The organism is Cobetia sp. 5-11-6-3 (assembly GCF_013374055.1).
Classification (GTDB): Bacteria; Pseudomonadota; Gammaproteobacteria; order Pseudomonadales; family Halomonadaceae; genus Cobetia; species Cobetia marina.
The window spans coordinates 376,388-391,007 of sequence record NZ_BLWJ01000001.1 but is presented as its reverse complement, the minus strand read 5'-3'; the positions used below and the strand labels follow the sequence as shown (position 1 = coordinate 391,007).

Sequence of the window (14,620 nt, the reverse complement as noted above, 5' to 3'; positions counted from 1 at the left end):
ACTGGTTCAGCCAGCGGATTCAGCCGGGGGATTCAGCCGAGCACGGGCTGGCGGCGCGCCTGCATGCGCTCCAGGAAGACCTGCATCACTCGGTGGTAGAGCTCGCGTCCCAGCACGACATCCTCGACCCCCGCATCCAGATTGGGGTTGTCATTGACCTCGATGACCACCACGCGATCCTCCAGTTGCTTGAGGTCAACTCCATAGAGTCCATCACCGATCAGGCGTGTCGCCTTGAGTGCCGCCTTGATCACGGCGGGGGGCACGTCACTCGGGTCAACGGTGGCAAAGCCGCCGGAGCGGGTGCGGGCGCCGCTGTGGTCATAGATCTGCCAATGGCCACGCGCCATGTAGTAACGGCTGGCGAACAGCACCTTGCCGTCGAGCACGCCGATACGCCAGTCGAACTCGGTCGGCAGCCATTCCTGCAGCAGCAGCAGAGCGGAGTCATGGAACAGTCGCTCGGCTTCACGCACCAGTGTCTCCGGCCCGTCAATCTTGACGATACCGCGCGAGAAGGCACCATCCGGCACCTTCATCACCAGCGGATAGCGCATGTGCTGTCCGCGTTCGGCCAGCTGGCGCAGTTCGCCGCGATGAATCAGGCGTCCCTGTGGGGCGCTGAGGCCGCGAGCCTTCAGGAGCTCATGCAGGAAGACCTTGTTGGTACAGCGCAGAATCGACTGACTGTCGTCGATCACCACCAGCCCTTCGTGTTCGGCTCGCTTGGCCATGCGGTAGGTATGGTGGTCCAGGCTTGTGGTCTCGCGGATGAACAGCCCATCGAATTCGGCCAGACGTCCCTCGTCACGCTTGGTGATCAGACTGACATCGATGCCCAGGCGGCGTCCCTCGCGGATGAAGTGCTTGAGCGCCGTACGATTGGACGGTGGCAGTGCCTCATTCGGGTCCACCAGCATCGCCAGGTCGAAACGGTAGTGGCGGCGAGCCTTCGGGGTGCGCCAGACCTTGCGTGAATGGCGGTTGAGCGCCTGGGCAAAGCGATCCTCGTCCGTTTCCGCCAGATGGTTCAAGGATTGCGGGCGCACTCGCCTGAGGGTCCAGCGCTCGCCACGCGCCTCGAGTCGTACCTCGAGCAACGGGCAGGGCAGTCGCTCGAACAGCTTGCGACCGAGACGTGCCAGTGCAGGGTCATCGCTCTCACCGAAGGTCAGCAGCAGGTCGAGATGCGCATGCTTGCCGGTCTCGTGGGGGACTGTCTGCGGGGCGGGCAGGGCGCTCTTGCGCGTCAGCTCCTCAAGCAGCACACGGATGCTGCCCAGTTCCATGTCGATCAGTGACTTGCGCGACAGCTGGTTGAGCGTTTCCACCGACGGCAGGGCTTTCTGTCCGCGCGCCTGTGCCAGCAGCGAGACGTAATAGCCGATCCCGAGGTAATCGAGCCCGCCGCAGAGATTGATGACGTGGGTCGCGGGCTGCGGAGCGTCCTGGTCTGCCCGGGCCGTGGGCACGGAGCTGTCGTGGGAGAGCTCGGACAGAAAGTCGTGGGCGCTGATGACATCATCACTGGGATAGAAGGCGCGCCAGTCACTGACACGGTCAACCACGATACGCAGGCGGGACATTGAGTAGCCTCGAAGGGCGGGCACCGAAGCGGTGCCGAATGCAGCGCATCATGAAAAACAATCTCCGTCATCGCAATAGGCAACAAGATGAAATAATTTCATGCAAATAGGTCGAGACAAGACGTGCCTGCATGCCCAGAATGCAGCGGATTGCTACCGCCCCACGACACCTTGATTTCAGGGCTGCCTCAGGGCGCTGACAGGCGGGAGAGCCTGCATCATGACCCCCATTCTGCGTCCGGCGATCCGGGCCGATCTCGATGCTCTGGTAGAGCTCGAGGAAGTCAGTTTCGATAGCGACTGGTTCAGTCGTCGTCAGCTGTCCCATCTGATTCTGCGTGCCAATGCACGCACCCTCGTCATCATCCAGCCAGAAGGCGATGGCTCGGATGCCCTGCCGGCGGCAGGCAATGCGATGGCCGCACTGTGGCCGGCGGGCAGCGTGGCGCAGGATGACGCCACCCCGCTGCGCAGCGTGCTGGGCTATGGCACCGTGCTGTTCCGACGCAATTCACGCCGGGCACGACTCTATTCCTTCTGTCTGCATCCCGAGGCGCGCGGACGCGGTCTCGCCCAGCGTCTGCTCATCGCGCTCGAGCAGCTGGCCGTCGAGCAGGGCTGTGAGCAGTTCGATCTGGAAGTGCATACCGGCAACGGTGCAGCGATCACCCTCTATGAGCGCCACGGCTTTGCCAGGAATGGTCGCCTGCGCGATTACTACGCCGACGGCGCGGCGGCCTGGAAGATGCGCAAGTCACTGGTGATTCCCTCATCAAACCCGCCCGCCAGCAGCAGCGACATCAGGGCTGAGGGGATCTCGACGTGGGGAGATGCGGGCGCTGCCTGACGGCCGGGCATGGCGCGCGTCGCCCCCATGGGCTAGGATGCGCTGTTTATTCTTCATGGCTTCAAAGGAATCGCTCCCATGCCGTCATTCGATATTGTCTCCGAACTCGACAAGCACGAAGTTCAGAACGCCGTCGATCAGGCCAATCGCGAACTTGCGACACGCTTTGATTTCAAGGGCGTGACTGCCGGCTTCGAACTCGAGAAGGAAGAGACCGTCAATCTGGAAGCCGACGCCGATTTCCAGCTGCGTCAGATGATCGAGCTGCTCAAGGGTCGCCTGATCGCGCGTGGCATCGACGTGCGTTGCCTGGAAGAGAAGGACGCCGACACCGGCGGTGTGCGTGCCCGCCAGCAGCTGGTGCTGCGTCAGGGGCTGGACCAGCCAACCGCCAAGAAGATCGTCAAGGCGCTCAAGGATGCCAAGCTCAAGGTCCAGGCCCAGATCCAGGGTGAGAAGGTGCGCGTCACCGGCAAGAAGCGTGATGATCTCCAGGGGGCCATGGCCTTGCTGAAAGGTGACGAGAGCATCGAGCTGCCGCTGCAGTTCAACAACTTCCGCGACTGATCTTCCTCGCGCGCCTGGCGCTCATGTCACGGCTGACCGCTGTCAGCGGCAAATGTCGTCGACAAGTGTCAGGGGCGCCACTCTCAGCACCGTTCGCTCTCGGCGAGCGGTGCTGTGTTCGTTTGAATCGCTTTGAAAGCGTCACGTACCCGTTTCAGGCGCTGCGCTCTCAAAGCGTTTCACCATCTTCGTTCGTCATATTCGCGTGACGCTCGCCCCGGGTGGGTCGGGCTGCGCAAAGAGAGGTTACATGTCTGCTCCGCTCGCTATCGGCCAGCGCAATACCCTGACCATCACCAAGCGGGTCGGCTTCGGCGTCTTCCTCGACGGCGGTGACCGCGGTGAAATCCTGCTGCCGACTCCCTTCATTCCTGCCGGTGCCGATATCGGTGACGCGGTGGAAGTCTTCGTGAGTCTTGATGATGAAGACCGCCTGCTGGCCACCACGCGCTATCCGCGCGCCATGGTCGGTGAGTTCGCCGCCCTCAAGGTGGTCGAGGTCAACGACATCGGCACCTTCCTTGACAATGGCCTGGGCAAGGACCTGCTGCTGCCCTACGGCGAGCGCAAGCGTGAGCTCAAGGCGGGCCAGTTCGCCATGGTGCACGTGGGGCTCGACAAGCACAGCGATCGCATGGTCGCGTCGATGCGCCTGGATCGCTGGCTGGACAAGACTCCGGCCGAGTACACCGTCGGTCAGGAAATCTCCGGCCTGGTGGCGGCGAAGACCGAATTGGGCATGAAGATCATCATCGACAATGCCCATTGGGGGCTGGTGCACCATGATCGCATCTTCACCCGCCTGCATATCGGCAATCGTCTGCGTCTGTGGGTGCTCAAGAATGATGGCAACGGCAACATCGACCTGACCCCGCAGGCCCCGGGCCCTGCAGGCCATCAACAGCTGGCGGACCGCATCCTTGCACGTCTGGAAGCCAACGCCGGGGTGCTGCCGCTGGGTGACAAGAGCGACCCCCAGGCCATCAGCGACGCCTTCGGCGCCAGCAAGGCCAACTTCAAGCGTGCCATCGGCCACCTGAAGCGCGAGGGCAAGGTGACACTGGCCCCCACCGAGACGCGCCTGGTCAAGTGAGGCGCCGGTGATGCGTCGCGCATCGCCCGAGTGGCTTCTGCCGCGCCAGCATCACAAGCTTCCCGTCGGCAATTTCGCTGCCACTCGTCGGTTCTCCGGCGGGTGGCAGTTGCGTTTGTGGGCAGCGCATGGCACCAATGAGCGTCAGGACCCTGCGGACCATGAGTCGCCCTGCGTGTCCATGGCGCGCCGTGCGTGCCGTGGCGTCATCCAGCGCATGCCTGATCACGCAGGAGCACCTGAGATCATCCCCACCATTGACAACAAGGATCGTCAGCCCATGTCTCCCGTTTCCACTTCCTCCTCTCGTTCGGCGTTGCGTATCCTGCTGGCCCCTGACAGCTACAAGGAAGCGCTGCCTGCGCTGGAGGCTGCCGAGGCAATGGCGAGCGGCATCCGGCGCGTAATGCCCGAGGCCGAGCTCGACCTGTGCCCGTTGGGAGATGGCGGAGAGGGCACCCTGGCGGCACTGTTGGCCGCTGCAAGCGAGGCAGATCACATCGAGGCGCGCAGCGCTCAGGTACGTGATCCGCTGGGGCGTGAGGTCACTGCGCAATGGGGCTGGCAAGCGGGTAGCCGCACGGCCATCGTCGAGCTCGCCGAGGCCAGTGGTCTGCACCTGCTCAGCCCCGATGAGCGTGATGCGAGCATCGCCAGTACCTACGGCGTCGGACAGCTGGTGCTTGCCGCGCTGGAGGCCGGTGCCGAGCGCCTGATCGTCACGCTGGGCGGCAGCGCGACCAACGATGGCGGCAGCGGCATGTTGCGTGCACTCGGTCTGCGCCTGCTGGATGAGGCGGGTGACGAACTGCCGGAGGGAGGCGCGGCGCTGGCACGACTGGCGCGGTTGGATGCCAGTGGCCTGGACCCGCGGCTGGCGACTCTCAAGGTGTCCGCGGCGGTGGACGTCGACAACCCGCTGTGTGGCCCGCGTGGCGCGACGGCCGTGTTCGGGCCCCAGAAGGGCGCGGATGAGGCGGTGGTCAAGGAGCTGGACGTCGCGCTGGGGCGTTTCGCGCGGATGAGTGCCGAGGTGCTGGGGGAGGACCACCAGCAGCTGCCGGGCACTGGTGCTGCAGGTGGCATGGGCTACGCAGTGGCGGCCTGGCTCACGGGGGAGCTGCGCCCGGGCATCGAGCTTGTGATGGAACGACTGAACGTGGCCCAGCGTCTGGAAGGGTGTGACCTGCTGATCACCGGCGAGGGCGGGCTGGATGGGCAGAGTCTGGGAGGCAAGACGCCCATCGGCGCGGCGCGTGCCGCCCGAGCGGCCGGAGTGCCGGCCATCGTGCTGGCAGGGCGTCTCGCGGATGGCTGGCAGGCTGCGCATGACGAAGGCGTCAGCGCCGTCTTCACCCTGTGTGACGCTGCCATGCCGCTGGAGCAGGCCCTGACGCGCACCGCTGAACTGCTGGCGGACCGCTGTGAAGCCATCATGCGCCTCTGGCAGGTGGCGCACAGCGACTGAATGTCGCCTGCACCGCAACCCCGTTCGCCTTTCGTGTCACGGGCAAGCCCGTTACCATGCACGCAGCAGCTATGGGAAAGATAGCCAGAATGCACTTCCCTCGGGAGGCATCTGGCGCTTGACTGGTAGCAGGTGGCACGCGGTGTGCGCCCGATGGTTGAGGGGACCTTGAGATGATGATTTTTCGGCGCATGAAGCGGATCTGCTGGCTGGGGCTGGCCTGGCTGTTCTTCGCGATCGGGTTTGCCGGCATGTTCCTGCCCCTGTTGCCGACGACCGTCTTCATGCTGCTGGCGCTGGCTTGCGCCAGTCGCGGCTCCCCTCGCTTCGCGCGCTACATTCGCGAACACCCCCAGATCGGGCCTCCCCTGATCTCCTGGGAGCGCGAGCGTGCCATCCCGCTGCGTGCACGCATCCTGGCGGTCGGCATGCTGATGGTCTCGATGCTGATTATCCTCTTCACCGTCTCCGTGATGGCGGTCAAGGTCTCGCTGCTGATCTTCCTTTCCCTGTTGGCCATCTGGCTGGGCACGCGCCCCGAGCCGCGCGGGGGATACGAGGAACTCGCGCCTGCGCCTTCCCCGGCCGAGCCCTACGATGAGCCTTCCCGACCCGTCAGCGGCGAACGCCTGCAGAACGACTAGTCTTTCGCGTGTCCTGCCCCTCACGTGAGGGGCCATTCATCGCGGGCGCGGTGGCAGGCTGCCATCGCTGCCCGATGTTTTCCTGCCGTGTGGCATCGTCCGCGCGGCGTTGATCGTGGAGTCCTTCATGTCACAACCTGCCGCCATTCATCTTGATGATTATCAAGCGCCGGCCTGGCGCATTCTCAGCACTCGGTTGACGTTCGACCTGGCGCCGTCCGCGACCCGCGTGACGGCCGTGCTGACCCTCGAGGCCAATCCCGATGCCGCCGTGGGCAGTGACGCGACGCCGCCGCTGGTGCTCAATGGCGAGCACCTGACGCTGGAATCCGTGCGTGTCGATGGGCGAGCGCTCGCCAGTGATGAATACAAGGTCGACGAGACGCATCTCACCCTCGCGGCGCTGCCGGCCAGCTGTGAGCTCGAGACGGTCGTGCTGATCGACCCGGCGGCCAACACGGCACTGGAAGGGCTCTATGTGTCCTCCGGCATGTTCTGCACCCAGTGCGAGGCCGAGGGCTTCCGCCGTATCACCTATTACCCGGATCGTCCGGACGTGATGTCGGTATTCACGACGACCGTCATCGCGGACAAGGCGAACTACCCGATCCTGCTCTCCAACGGCAATCCCGTCGAGCGTGGCGAGCTGGACGGCGGCCGTCACTTCGTCACCTGGCAGGACCCGCACCTCAAGCCGTGCTACCTGTTCGCGCTGGTGGCGGGGGATCTGGTCAAGCATGCCGACAGCTTCACCACCATGAGCGGGCGTGATGTCGCCCTGGAGATCTGGGTCGAGCCGGAGAATCTCGACAAGACCCAGCACGCCATGAACTCTCTCAAGGCCTCCATGAAGTGGGATGAGGAGGTCTATGGGCGCGAGTATGACCTCGATATCTTCATGATCGTCGCGGTCAATGACTTCAACATGGGCGCGATGGAGAACAAGGGTCTCAACATCTTCAACAGCGCCTGTGTGCTGGCCAATCCCGACACCACCACCGACGCTGCCTTCCAGCGCGTCGAAGGGGTGGTGGCACACGAGTACTTCCACAACTGGTCCGGCAATCGCGTCACCTGCCGTGACTGGTTCCAGCTGTCCTTGAAGGAAGGCTTCACCGTCTATCGTGACCAGACCTTCTCCGCCGACATGAATTCGGCGCCGGTCAAGCGCATCGAAGACGTCGCCATGCTGCGCACCGCGCAGTTCGCGGAAGATGCCGGTCCCACCGCGCATCCAGTGCGCCCGGCGTCCTATATCGAGATTTCCAACTTCTACACCCTGACCATCTACGAGAAGGGGTCCGAAGTGGTGCGCATGGTCGCCAACCTGCTGGGCGAAGAGGCCTTCCGCCGCGGCAGTGACCTCTACTTCGCGCGCAACGATGGCAGCGCCGCCACCATCGAGGATTTCATCAGTGCGATGAGCGAAGCCTCCGGGCGTGACTTCACCCAGTTCATGCGCTGGTACTCTCAGGCGGGGACGCCGGAAATCAGTGCCCGTGGCAACTTCGATGCCGAGACGGGCCGCTATTCCCTGACGCTGCATCAGTCCACGCCGGCGACACCGGGGCAGGCTGAGAAGCTGCCGCTGGTGATCCCGGTACGCATGGGCCTGGTGGGTGCGGATGGCAGTGATCTGGCGCTCACGCTCGACGGCGAGGCGCTGGGCACGGAAACGGTGCTGGAGCTGACCGAGGCCGAGCAGACCTTCGTCTTCACTGGCCTCGAGGCCGGTGCCGACCCCGTGCCGTCGCTGCTGCGCGGCTTCTCGGCGCCGGTCAAGCTGTCCTTCGCCTACAGCCGTGAGCAGCTGGCCTTCCTGATGCAGCATGACAGCGATGGCTTCAACCGCTGGGATGCCGGTCAGCGTCTGGCGCTGGCAGCGCTCGAGGATCTGATGGCTGCCTGGCAGCAGGGCGACACCCAGGCATCACTCGATGCGCGTCTGCTGGCCGCCTATCGCTTCCTGCTCCAGAGCGAGCCGTCCGATCGCGCCGTGCTGGCCGAGATGCTGACTCTGCCGTCGGAGGCCTATATCGCCGAGCAGCAGACTGTCGTCGATGTCGATGCCATCCACTGGGCGCGCAAGACCGCCAAGGCGCAACTGGCCACGGCACTGCGCGATGATTTCGTCGCGCTCTATCACGCCAATGAGCAGCAGGGCGACTACGCGCCGACCTTCGAGCAGATGGCGCGCCGCAGCCTCAAGAATGCCGCGCTCAGCTATCTGATGAGCATCGAGGACGAGGAGGGCGTGCGTCTGGCCCAGGCCCAGCTGGCCGCGGCGCACAACATGACCGACGTACGCGCGGCATTGACGTTGCTGGTGCACTCCTCGCGCACCGAGTTGGGCGATCCGGCCCTCAAGGCCTTCGCCGAGCGCTGGTCACATGATCCGCTGGTGATGGATCAGTGGTTCTCGATCCAGGTCACGCGTCCGCAGGCCGACGTGCTGGATCGCGTGCGCTTCTTGATGGAGCACCCGGCCTTCTCGCTGACCAACCCCAACAAGGTGCGCGCCTTGATCGGTGCCTTCGCCGGCCAGAACCGCGTCAACTTCCATCGCCTCGATGGCGAAGGCTATCGCCTGCTGGCGGATGTGGTCATCGAACTCAATCGCCTGAATCCGGAAATCGCCGCGCGCATCATCACGCCGCTGACGCGCTACAAGCGTTTCGATGCCAAGCGTCAGGCGCTGATGAAGGCTGAGCTCGAGCGTATCCGTGGCGAGAAGCTGTCGCGCAATCTCTACGAGGTCGTGGAGAAGGCGCTGGCCTGATCCGCCGGATCACGTCTTCGCCCCGTCAGTTCGACTGACATGAAAAACCCCCACCCGTCACAGACGGGTGGGGGTTTTTCGTGGTGCTTGCGAACCAGGCCTTGAAGAGAGGCGTCAGTCGCGCACGTTCAGCTCTCGGTCAGTGACAGCAGGATCTTCTTGTAGCTGTCAAAGCGCACGCGGCCTATCTCGCCGCTGTCGACCGCCTGAAGCAGGGCGCAGCCCGGTTCCTTCTCGTGCTTGCAGTCACGGAAGCGGCATAGCCCCAGGTAGTCGTGGAATTCACGGAAGCCATCGGTGACCTGCTCCGGCGTCAGGTGGACCAGGCCGAATTCACGGATACCGGGTGAGTCGATCAGATCACCGCCGTCCGGCATGTGATAGAGCCAGGCCGTGGTGGTGGTGTGCATGCCCTGGCGTGATTCGGTGGAGAGCGGGCCGACACGTATCTCTTCTCGGGGCAGCAGCATGCCGACCAGTGACGACTTGCCGACGCCACTCTGACCGACGAACACCGAGGTGCGATCGCTGAGCTGTGCCTTCAGGGCGTCCAGGCCTGCCTCGCCGCGCGTGGTACAGGCGACGACGTCGTAGCCGAGTGCCTCATAGCGTGCCAGCAGGTCACGCAGCACACCACCGCTCTCGGGCAGGAGGTCAACCTTGTTGAGCACCAGCACCGGCGTGATGCCGGTGGCTTCCGCAGCGATCAGGTAGCGGTCGATCAGATTGGGTTGTGGCGCGGGTTCGGCGGCGAACACGATCATGATCTGGTCGATGTTGGCGGCCACCGGCTTGAGCACCCCCCGCATGTCCGGGCGTTCAAGCTCGGTAGTGCGGGCACCGCGTGCCACCACCACACCCGTGGCGTCGCTGGCTTCACGCCAGATCACGCGGTCACCGGTGACCAGCGTTTCCAGGTTGGCGCGCAGGTGGCAGCGATGCAGGCTGCCGGATTCACTTTCGACTTCCAGGCTGCGCCCGTAGTGGGCTATGACACGGCCGTGCTGTTCCGGGCCGTATTCGCCGGCGTCGAGCTTGTCGCGGTCCTGCGTCTCGCGCTTTTCGGCGCGCTTGGTACGCTCGGCCTGGACCTTCTCGATGCGCCATTGTTGCTGGCGGCTTAGCTTGCGTTTGCTCATGCTTGGCTGGTGACTCCGGTCGCCGTTCGTTCGCCAGGGATGGGAGCGTCTTCCCCCCTCTGCGGCGCGATTGTACCCTTTGCGCCCTCGGGTGTCGTGCGACACCCAGGGATGGCGTGTGATACTGCCGTCACAGGCGGATCCTCAGCGTCTTCCCATTCCCCGTTCAGCAAGGAGTGACCCATGGCAAATCCCACCGCGCAGGCCGATCGACTCATCTGGATCGACCTGGAAATGACCGGGCTGGACCCCGCGCGTGAGCGCATCATCGAGGTGGCCACGCTGGTCACCGACGGAGATCTCAACCTGATTGCCGAGGGGCCGGTGCTGGCCGTGCATCAGCCGGACAGCCTGCTGGAGGCGATGGATGAATGGAACACGCGCACCCACGGCGAATCCGGACTGGTGACGCGCGTCAAGGAAAGTCAGATCGATACCGCCGAAGCCGAACGTCAGACTCTCGAGTTCCTGGCCCGCCACGTGGCGGCAGGCGCCTCGCCGATGTGCGGCAACAGCGTGCATCAGGACCGCCGTTTCCTGCAGCATGAGATGCCGTTGCTGGAAGCGTTCTTCCATTACCGCAACATCGATGTCTCGACCCTCAAGGAACTCGCCAAGCGCTGGAATCCGGCCGCGCTGGACGGTTTCAAGAAGCGGGCGACTCACCAGGCGATGGATGATATCCGCGAGTCACTGGCGGAGCTTGCGCATTACCGCAAGACCTTCCTCAAGCTGACCCAGCAGGGCATCGTCTGAACGACGCAGCGTGAGAGTCTCAGAGCGCGGTGGCCAGACGGGCGCCGCGCTTGATGGCTTGCTCCTTCAGTGCCCAGCGCACGTGCTCGCGCAGTGGCTCGCTGGGATAGGGCAGGCGGGCACGCAGGACATGCTCGACCTGCTCCGACCAGGGCGCATTGCCCAGTCCGATGGCGATGTTGGAGAGCCACTTCTCATAGCCGATACGCCGGATGGGGCTGCCTTGCGTCTTGTCGAGGAACTCCTGCTCCCCCCAGCAGAACAGCCGGATCAACTCGATGCGATCCAGATCATGGCGTGGCGAGAAATCCGCCTCCTGGGTCGCCTTGGCAAAGCGCGTGAAGGGACAGAACAGCTGGCAGTCGTCGCAACCATAGATGCGGTTGCCCATGGCACGGCGGAATTCTTCGGGGATGGCGCCATCCAGCTCGATGGTCAGGTAGGAGATGCAGCGGCGTGCATCGACGACCTTGTCCTCGACGATGGCATCCGTCGGGCAGGCGACCTTGCAGGCGTTGCAGCTGCCACAGTGTTCCTTCTCGAAGGGGGCATCCACCGGCAGAGGCAGGTCGGTGTAGAGTTCGCCCAGGAAGAACAGGCAGCCAGCCTGCTGGTTCATCAGCATGGCGTTCTTGCCGAACCAGCCGATACCGGCCTTCTGGGCCAGCGCGCGCTCCATGACCGGAGCGGAGTCGACGAAGGCGCGGTAGCCGAACGTGCCGACTTCCTTCTCTATCTGCTTGGCCAGGTTGGCCAGCCGCTTGCGCATCAGCTTGTGGTAATCGCGTCCCAGCGCGTAGCGTGAGACGTAGGCGCGCTCGGGCTGACTGAGTACCTGGGTGGTCTCGACCTCGGGCGGCAGGTAGTCGAGGCGCACGCTGATGACGCGCAGCGTGCCGGGCACCAGCTCCTCCGGGCGCGTGCGTCTGGTGCCGTGCTTGGCCATGAAGTTCATCTCGCCGTGATGACCATTGGCCAGCCAACGTTCCAGGTAGGCCTCGTGTTCCGAGAGGTCGACGTCGGTGATCCCGACCTGCTGAAACCCCAGTTCGCGCCCCCATGTCTTGATGCGGGCTGCCAGTTCCGCCATGGCCTGAGGGTCGGCGACGCGCGAGTCATCACCGGATGTCTCGGCGGGAGAGCTTGCGGCTGCGTCGGCGGGCAGGGACATGGTGGCGGATGAAGCAGGCATGGGCATTCCAGCTGGACAGGATGTTCAGGAGCATGGTGCACGCTGGCGTCTCACGGCGAGGAGTCGGCGGTGCGTGCGAAAGGGCGCCACCTTAGCGTAACTTGCCGATCAGCCCAAGCGGCATGTGAGGTGTGCGCTACCCAGTATTTCAGGGCGTGCGGCGTCGCTTTTCCAGGGCGTGGGCACGACTCAGTTTATCAGACATGGAGTGTGGGCATGGCCGTGAGCGATTCCTCTAACCCCTGCGATGTGACGCCGGTCTCATCCGCCACTCAAGCCTTGTGGCGTTCGGTCAATTGCCTGTGGCCCATCGCGGCGCTGCGTGACCTCGAGCATTGGCTGCTGGCGGAAGAGACCGTCTCGATGACCAACGGCTTGCCTGAAGCGTCGGTGGACAAGCGTCTGATGGGGCGGGCGGCGCAGTCAGCCTTCGACCTGCTGCGGCAGCGATGGCCCGAGACGCGCAGATTGTGTGTCCTGTGTGGTGGCGGCAACAATGCGGGCGACGGCTATCTGGTGGCGCGTCTTGCCCAGCTGGCGGGGTTCGAGGTGCGCATCATCGCTTTGAAGGATGAGGCGCAATTGACAGGCGATGCCCAGCTGGCCGCGATTGACGCGCGGGAAGCCGGGGTCGAGCGTCACCCCTGGCCACAAGATACCGCCACGGCAGAATCATTGGTGAAGGGCTGGCCATTGCTGCTGGACGCCCTGACCGGTATCGGTCTGCGCGAGGCGCCCCGCGGCGCGGTCGCCCACGCCATCGAGCTGATCAACCAACGTCACCTGGAGGGCGCGCATGTCATGGCGCTGGATGTGCCCTCGGGGCTTGATGCCGCCACGGGGGCGGTGGCCGGTGTCGCCGTGGAGGCGGATGTCACGCTGACATTTCTGGTCGACAAGCCGGGTCTGCACACCGGGCGCGCCGAGCTGCATGCCGGACACGTCAGTCTGGCGCGGCTTGGTGCGGCTCGGGTGCTGCCGGAGGTGGTCAAGCAGACCCGAACGGCAGCGTTGCTGGCGTGCGAGTCCGTGCAGCGCCTCACGCCGCGCTGGCTGGAGACCGAGCTGGTGCCGCGCTCTCCGCTGGCGCACAAGGGGGATGCCGGCAGCGTGCTGGTCTTTGGCGGCGGGCCGGGGCTTGGCGGCTCCGTTCTGCTGGCCAGTGAAGCCGCCGCGCGTGCCGGTGCCGGCAAGGTGGCGCTGCTTACCGCGCCGGCGCATGTCAGCGCCAGCCTGACACGCTGCCCGGAAGTCATGGTGCGTGGTCTCAAGAGCGGGCCGGAGGGCAGCAGTCATGACGGGTTTGCCGTACTGGAAGCCCAGATGGCGCAGGCCAGCGTGACACTGGTCGGCCCCGGCATGGGGACGGAGCCGCTGGAGAGCCTGTTGTGGGGCTGGGGAGGACTGTCTCGCGTGCTCGCGGCCGACCAGCCGCTGGTGGTGGATGCCGACGCCCTGAGCCTGCTGGCCTGGCGAGCCGGTGAAGGTGAGGTGATCCGTCGTGACGATTGGGTGTTGACGCCGCATCCCGGAGAGGCGGCGCGCCTGCTGGGCTGCTCGGTGGCACAGGTCGAGCAGGACCGGCCCGGCGCCGTGCGCGCCCTGCAGCAAAGATATGGCGGCAGTGTAGTGCTCAAGGGGGCCGGCAGTCTGATTGCCAGTCCCGCCGGCGTGCTGGAAGGGCCAGACGTGGCGCTGTGTCCCTATGGCAATCCCGGCATGGCCAGTGGCGGCATGGGGGACGTGCTGGGCGGCATCATCGCGGGGCTGGCGGCCCAGGCGCTCAATGGTGGCTTCGATGCACGCCAGTCACGTACCCATGAGCAGGGCACGGCACAGGCGGCGCATGTCACGCGTTGCATGGCGCAGGCGGCACGGGTCGGCGTGCTGGTGCACGCCCTGGCCGCCGACCGTGCGGTGCAGGAGCGCGGCGAGCGTGGCCTGCTCGCGGGTGATCTGGCATCCTATATGCATTTATTGCTCAATCCACGGGCCCGAAATGCGCATACTCCTGTCTGATGAAAATGCCCAGGTTGCCTTTGGCAGCCAGCTGGGCGACGTCCTTGCCGGCCGCGGGCTGGTGTTCCTGGAAGGTGAGCTGGGGGCCGGCAAGACGACTCTCACGCGTGGCGTGCTGCGTGCCTACGGGCATGAGGGGGCGGTGAAGAGTCCGACCTATACCCTGGTGGAGCCCTATGTGCTGCCACGTCCCGAGGGCGGCGAATGGCACATCAATCATTTTGATCTCTACCGGCTGGCTGACCCGGAGGAGCTTGAGTTCATCGGCGGGCGAGACCTGCTTGCCGATGACAGCCTGGCGCTGATCGAGTGGCCAAGCTGTGGTCAGGGCTTCCTGCCGGTGCCGGACCTGCGCGTGACGTTGTCCGTCGCCGAGCAGGGCCGCGAGGCCGAGTTGCATGCCCTCACACCGCGAGGAGAGGGTTGGCTTGAGGCACTGGCCGAGCGACGCGCCTCTCAGGCATGATGGCGCCTGACGTGCCGTATCATCTTCGTGGCTGCGTCTGGTCATCCTTCGCTATATTCATCCA

At 64.8% G+C, this 14,620-nt stretch carries 12 protein-coding genes; 9 read left to right on the top strand and 3 right to left on the bottom strand.

All coding sequences use genetic code 11. The features are described from left to right. Positions 1–32: 32 nt before the first annotated feature. Positions 33–1,586, bottom strand: coding sequence for a RimK family protein (locus HXS66_RS01555; RefSeq protein ID WP_176502718.1), 1,554 nt, complete (start codon positions 1,584–1,586; stop codon positions 33–35). A gap of 220 nt (positions 1,587–1,806) precedes the next feature. Between HXS66_RS01555 and HXS66_RS01550 the strand changes: the two genes are divergently transcribed. From HXS66_RS01550 to pepN, 6 genes are all read left to right on the top strand, one after another. Beyond that, positions 1,807–2,433 carry an N-acetyltransferase gene (locus HXS66_RS01550; protein ID WP_176502717.1) on the top strand — a complete coding sequence of 209 codons (627 nt, stop codon included), beginning with the start codon at positions 1,807–1,809 and terminating at the stop codon, positions 2,431–2,433. A gap of 78 nt (positions 2,434–2,511) precedes the next feature. Beyond that, a complete protein-coding gene (locus tag HXS66_RS01545; protein ID WP_077372461.1) occupies positions 2,512–3,000 on the top strand; it encodes a YajQ family cyclic di-GMP-binding protein in 489 nt (162 codons plus the stop codon). Between the two features lie 250 nt (positions 3,001–3,250). Beyond that, positions 3,251–4,093: a S1 RNA-binding domain-containing protein gene (locus tag HXS66_RS01540; protein ID WP_077372464.1), complete on the top strand. Its 843-nt coding sequence runs from the start codon at positions 3,251–3,253 to the stop codon at positions 4,091–4,093. A 316-nt stretch (positions 4,094–4,409) separates the two neighbouring features. Continuing rightward, the gene (locus tag HXS66_RS01535; RefSeq protein ID WP_176502888.1) at positions 4,410–5,561 is read left to right on the top strand and encodes a glycerate kinase; all 1,152 of its coding nucleotides are present in this window, start codon (positions 4,410–4,412) and stop codon (positions 5,559–5,561) included. A 173-nt stretch (positions 5,562–5,734) separates the two neighbouring features. Then, entirely contained in the window at positions 5,735–6,205 is a 471-nt protein-coding gene (locus HXS66_RS01530; RefSeq protein ID WP_255303037.1) for a YbaN family protein, read from the top strand. Between the two features lie 127 nt (positions 6,206–6,332). Further along, positions 6,333–8,984 carry an aminopeptidase N gene (pepN, locus tag HXS66_RS01525; protein ID WP_176502716.1) on the top strand — a complete coding sequence of 884 codons (2,652 nt, stop codon included), beginning with the start codon at positions 6,333–6,335 and terminating at the stop codon, positions 8,982–8,984. Positions 8,985–9,112: 128 nt separating this feature from the next. Here pepN and rsgA read toward each other — a convergent pair whose 3' ends face one another. After that, the gene (gene rsgA / locus HXS66_RS01520; RefSeq protein WP_077372474.1) at positions 9,113–10,123 is read right to left on the bottom strand and encodes a small ribosomal subunit biogenesis GTPase RsgA; all 1,011 of its coding nucleotides are present in this window, start codon (positions 10,121–10,123) and stop codon (positions 9,113–9,115) included. Between the two features lie 183 nt (positions 10,124–10,306). Between rsgA and orn the strand changes: the two genes are divergently transcribed. Further along, positions 10,307–10,879 (top strand): oligoribonuclease, encoded by a 573-nt coding sequence (gene orn, locus HXS66_RS01515; protein ID WP_084209058.1) that lies wholly within the window; start codon positions 10,307–10,309, stop codon positions 10,877–10,879. A gap of 19 nt (positions 10,880–10,898) precedes the next feature. On the opposite strand, the gene queG is transcribed toward orn, so the two are convergent. Further along, on the bottom strand, positions 10,899–11,969 hold the full coding sequence (queG, locus tag HXS66_RS01510) for a tRNA epoxyqueuosine(34) reductase QueG (RefSeq protein ID WP_176493290.1): 1,071 nt from the start codon (positions 11,967–11,969) through the stop codon (positions 10,899–10,901). Positions 11,970–12,293: 324 nt separating this feature from the next. Here queG and HXS66_RS01505 point away from each other — a divergent pair, with 324 nt between their 5' ends. Further along, positions 12,294–14,090, top strand: coding sequence for an NAD(P)H-hydrate dehydratase (locus HXS66_RS01505; protein WP_176502714.1), 1,797 nt, complete (start codon positions 12,294–12,296; stop codon positions 14,088–14,090). Continuing rightward, positions 14,071–14,556, top strand: a complete 486-nt coding sequence (tsaE, locus tag HXS66_RS01500; protein ID WP_136938177.1) for a tRNA (adenosine(37)-N6)-threonylcarbamoyltransferase complex ATPase subunit type 1 TsaE — start codon at positions 14,071–14,073, stop codon at positions 14,554–14,556. The genes HXS66_RS01505 and tsaE overlap by 20 nt, the downstream gene beginning before the upstream one ends. Positions 14,557–14,620 lie beyond the last annotated feature (64 nt).

What these genes read in the sequence shown, in the direction of transcription:
- HXS66_RS01550 (WP_176502717.1), top strand. Translation starts at nt 1,807, where the DNA reads ATGACCCCCATTCTGCGTCCGGCGATCCGGGCCGATCTCGATGCTCTG.
- queG (WP_176493290.1), bottom strand. Translation starts at nt 11,969, where the DNA reads ATGGCGGAACTGGCAGCCCGCATCAAGACATGGGGGCGCGAACTGGGG.
- HXS66_RS01545 (WP_077372461.1), top strand. Translation starts at nt 2,512, where the DNA reads ATGCCGTCATTCGATATTGTCTCCGAACTCGACAAGCACGAAGTTCAG.
- rsgA (WP_077372474.1), bottom strand. Translation starts at nt 10,123, where the DNA reads ATGAGCAAACGCAAGCTAAGCCGCCAGCAACAATGGCGCATCGAGAAG.
- tsaE (WP_136938177.1), top strand. Translation starts at nt 14,071, where the DNA reads ATGCGCATACTCCTGTCTGATGAAAATGCCCAGGTTGCCTTTGGCAGC.
- HXS66_RS01530 (WP_255303037.1), top strand. Translation starts at nt 5,735, where the DNA reads ATGATGATTTTTCGGCGCATGAAGCGGATCTGCTGGCTGGGGCTGGCC.
- HXS66_RS01540 (WP_077372464.1), top strand. Translation starts at nt 3,251, where the DNA reads ATGTCTGCTCCGCTCGCTATCGGCCAGCGCAATACCCTGACCATCACC.
- HXS66_RS01555 (WP_176502718.1), bottom strand. Translation starts at nt 1,586, where the DNA reads ATGTCCCGCCTGCGTATCGTGGTTGACCGTGTCAGTGACTGGCGCGCC.
- orn (WP_084209058.1), top strand. Translation starts at nt 10,307, where the DNA reads ATGGCAAATCCCACCGCGCAGGCCGATCGACTCATCTGGATCGACCTG.
- pepN (WP_176502716.1), top strand. Translation starts at nt 6,333, where the DNA reads ATGTCACAACCTGCCGCCATTCATCTTGATGATTATCAAGCGCCGGCC.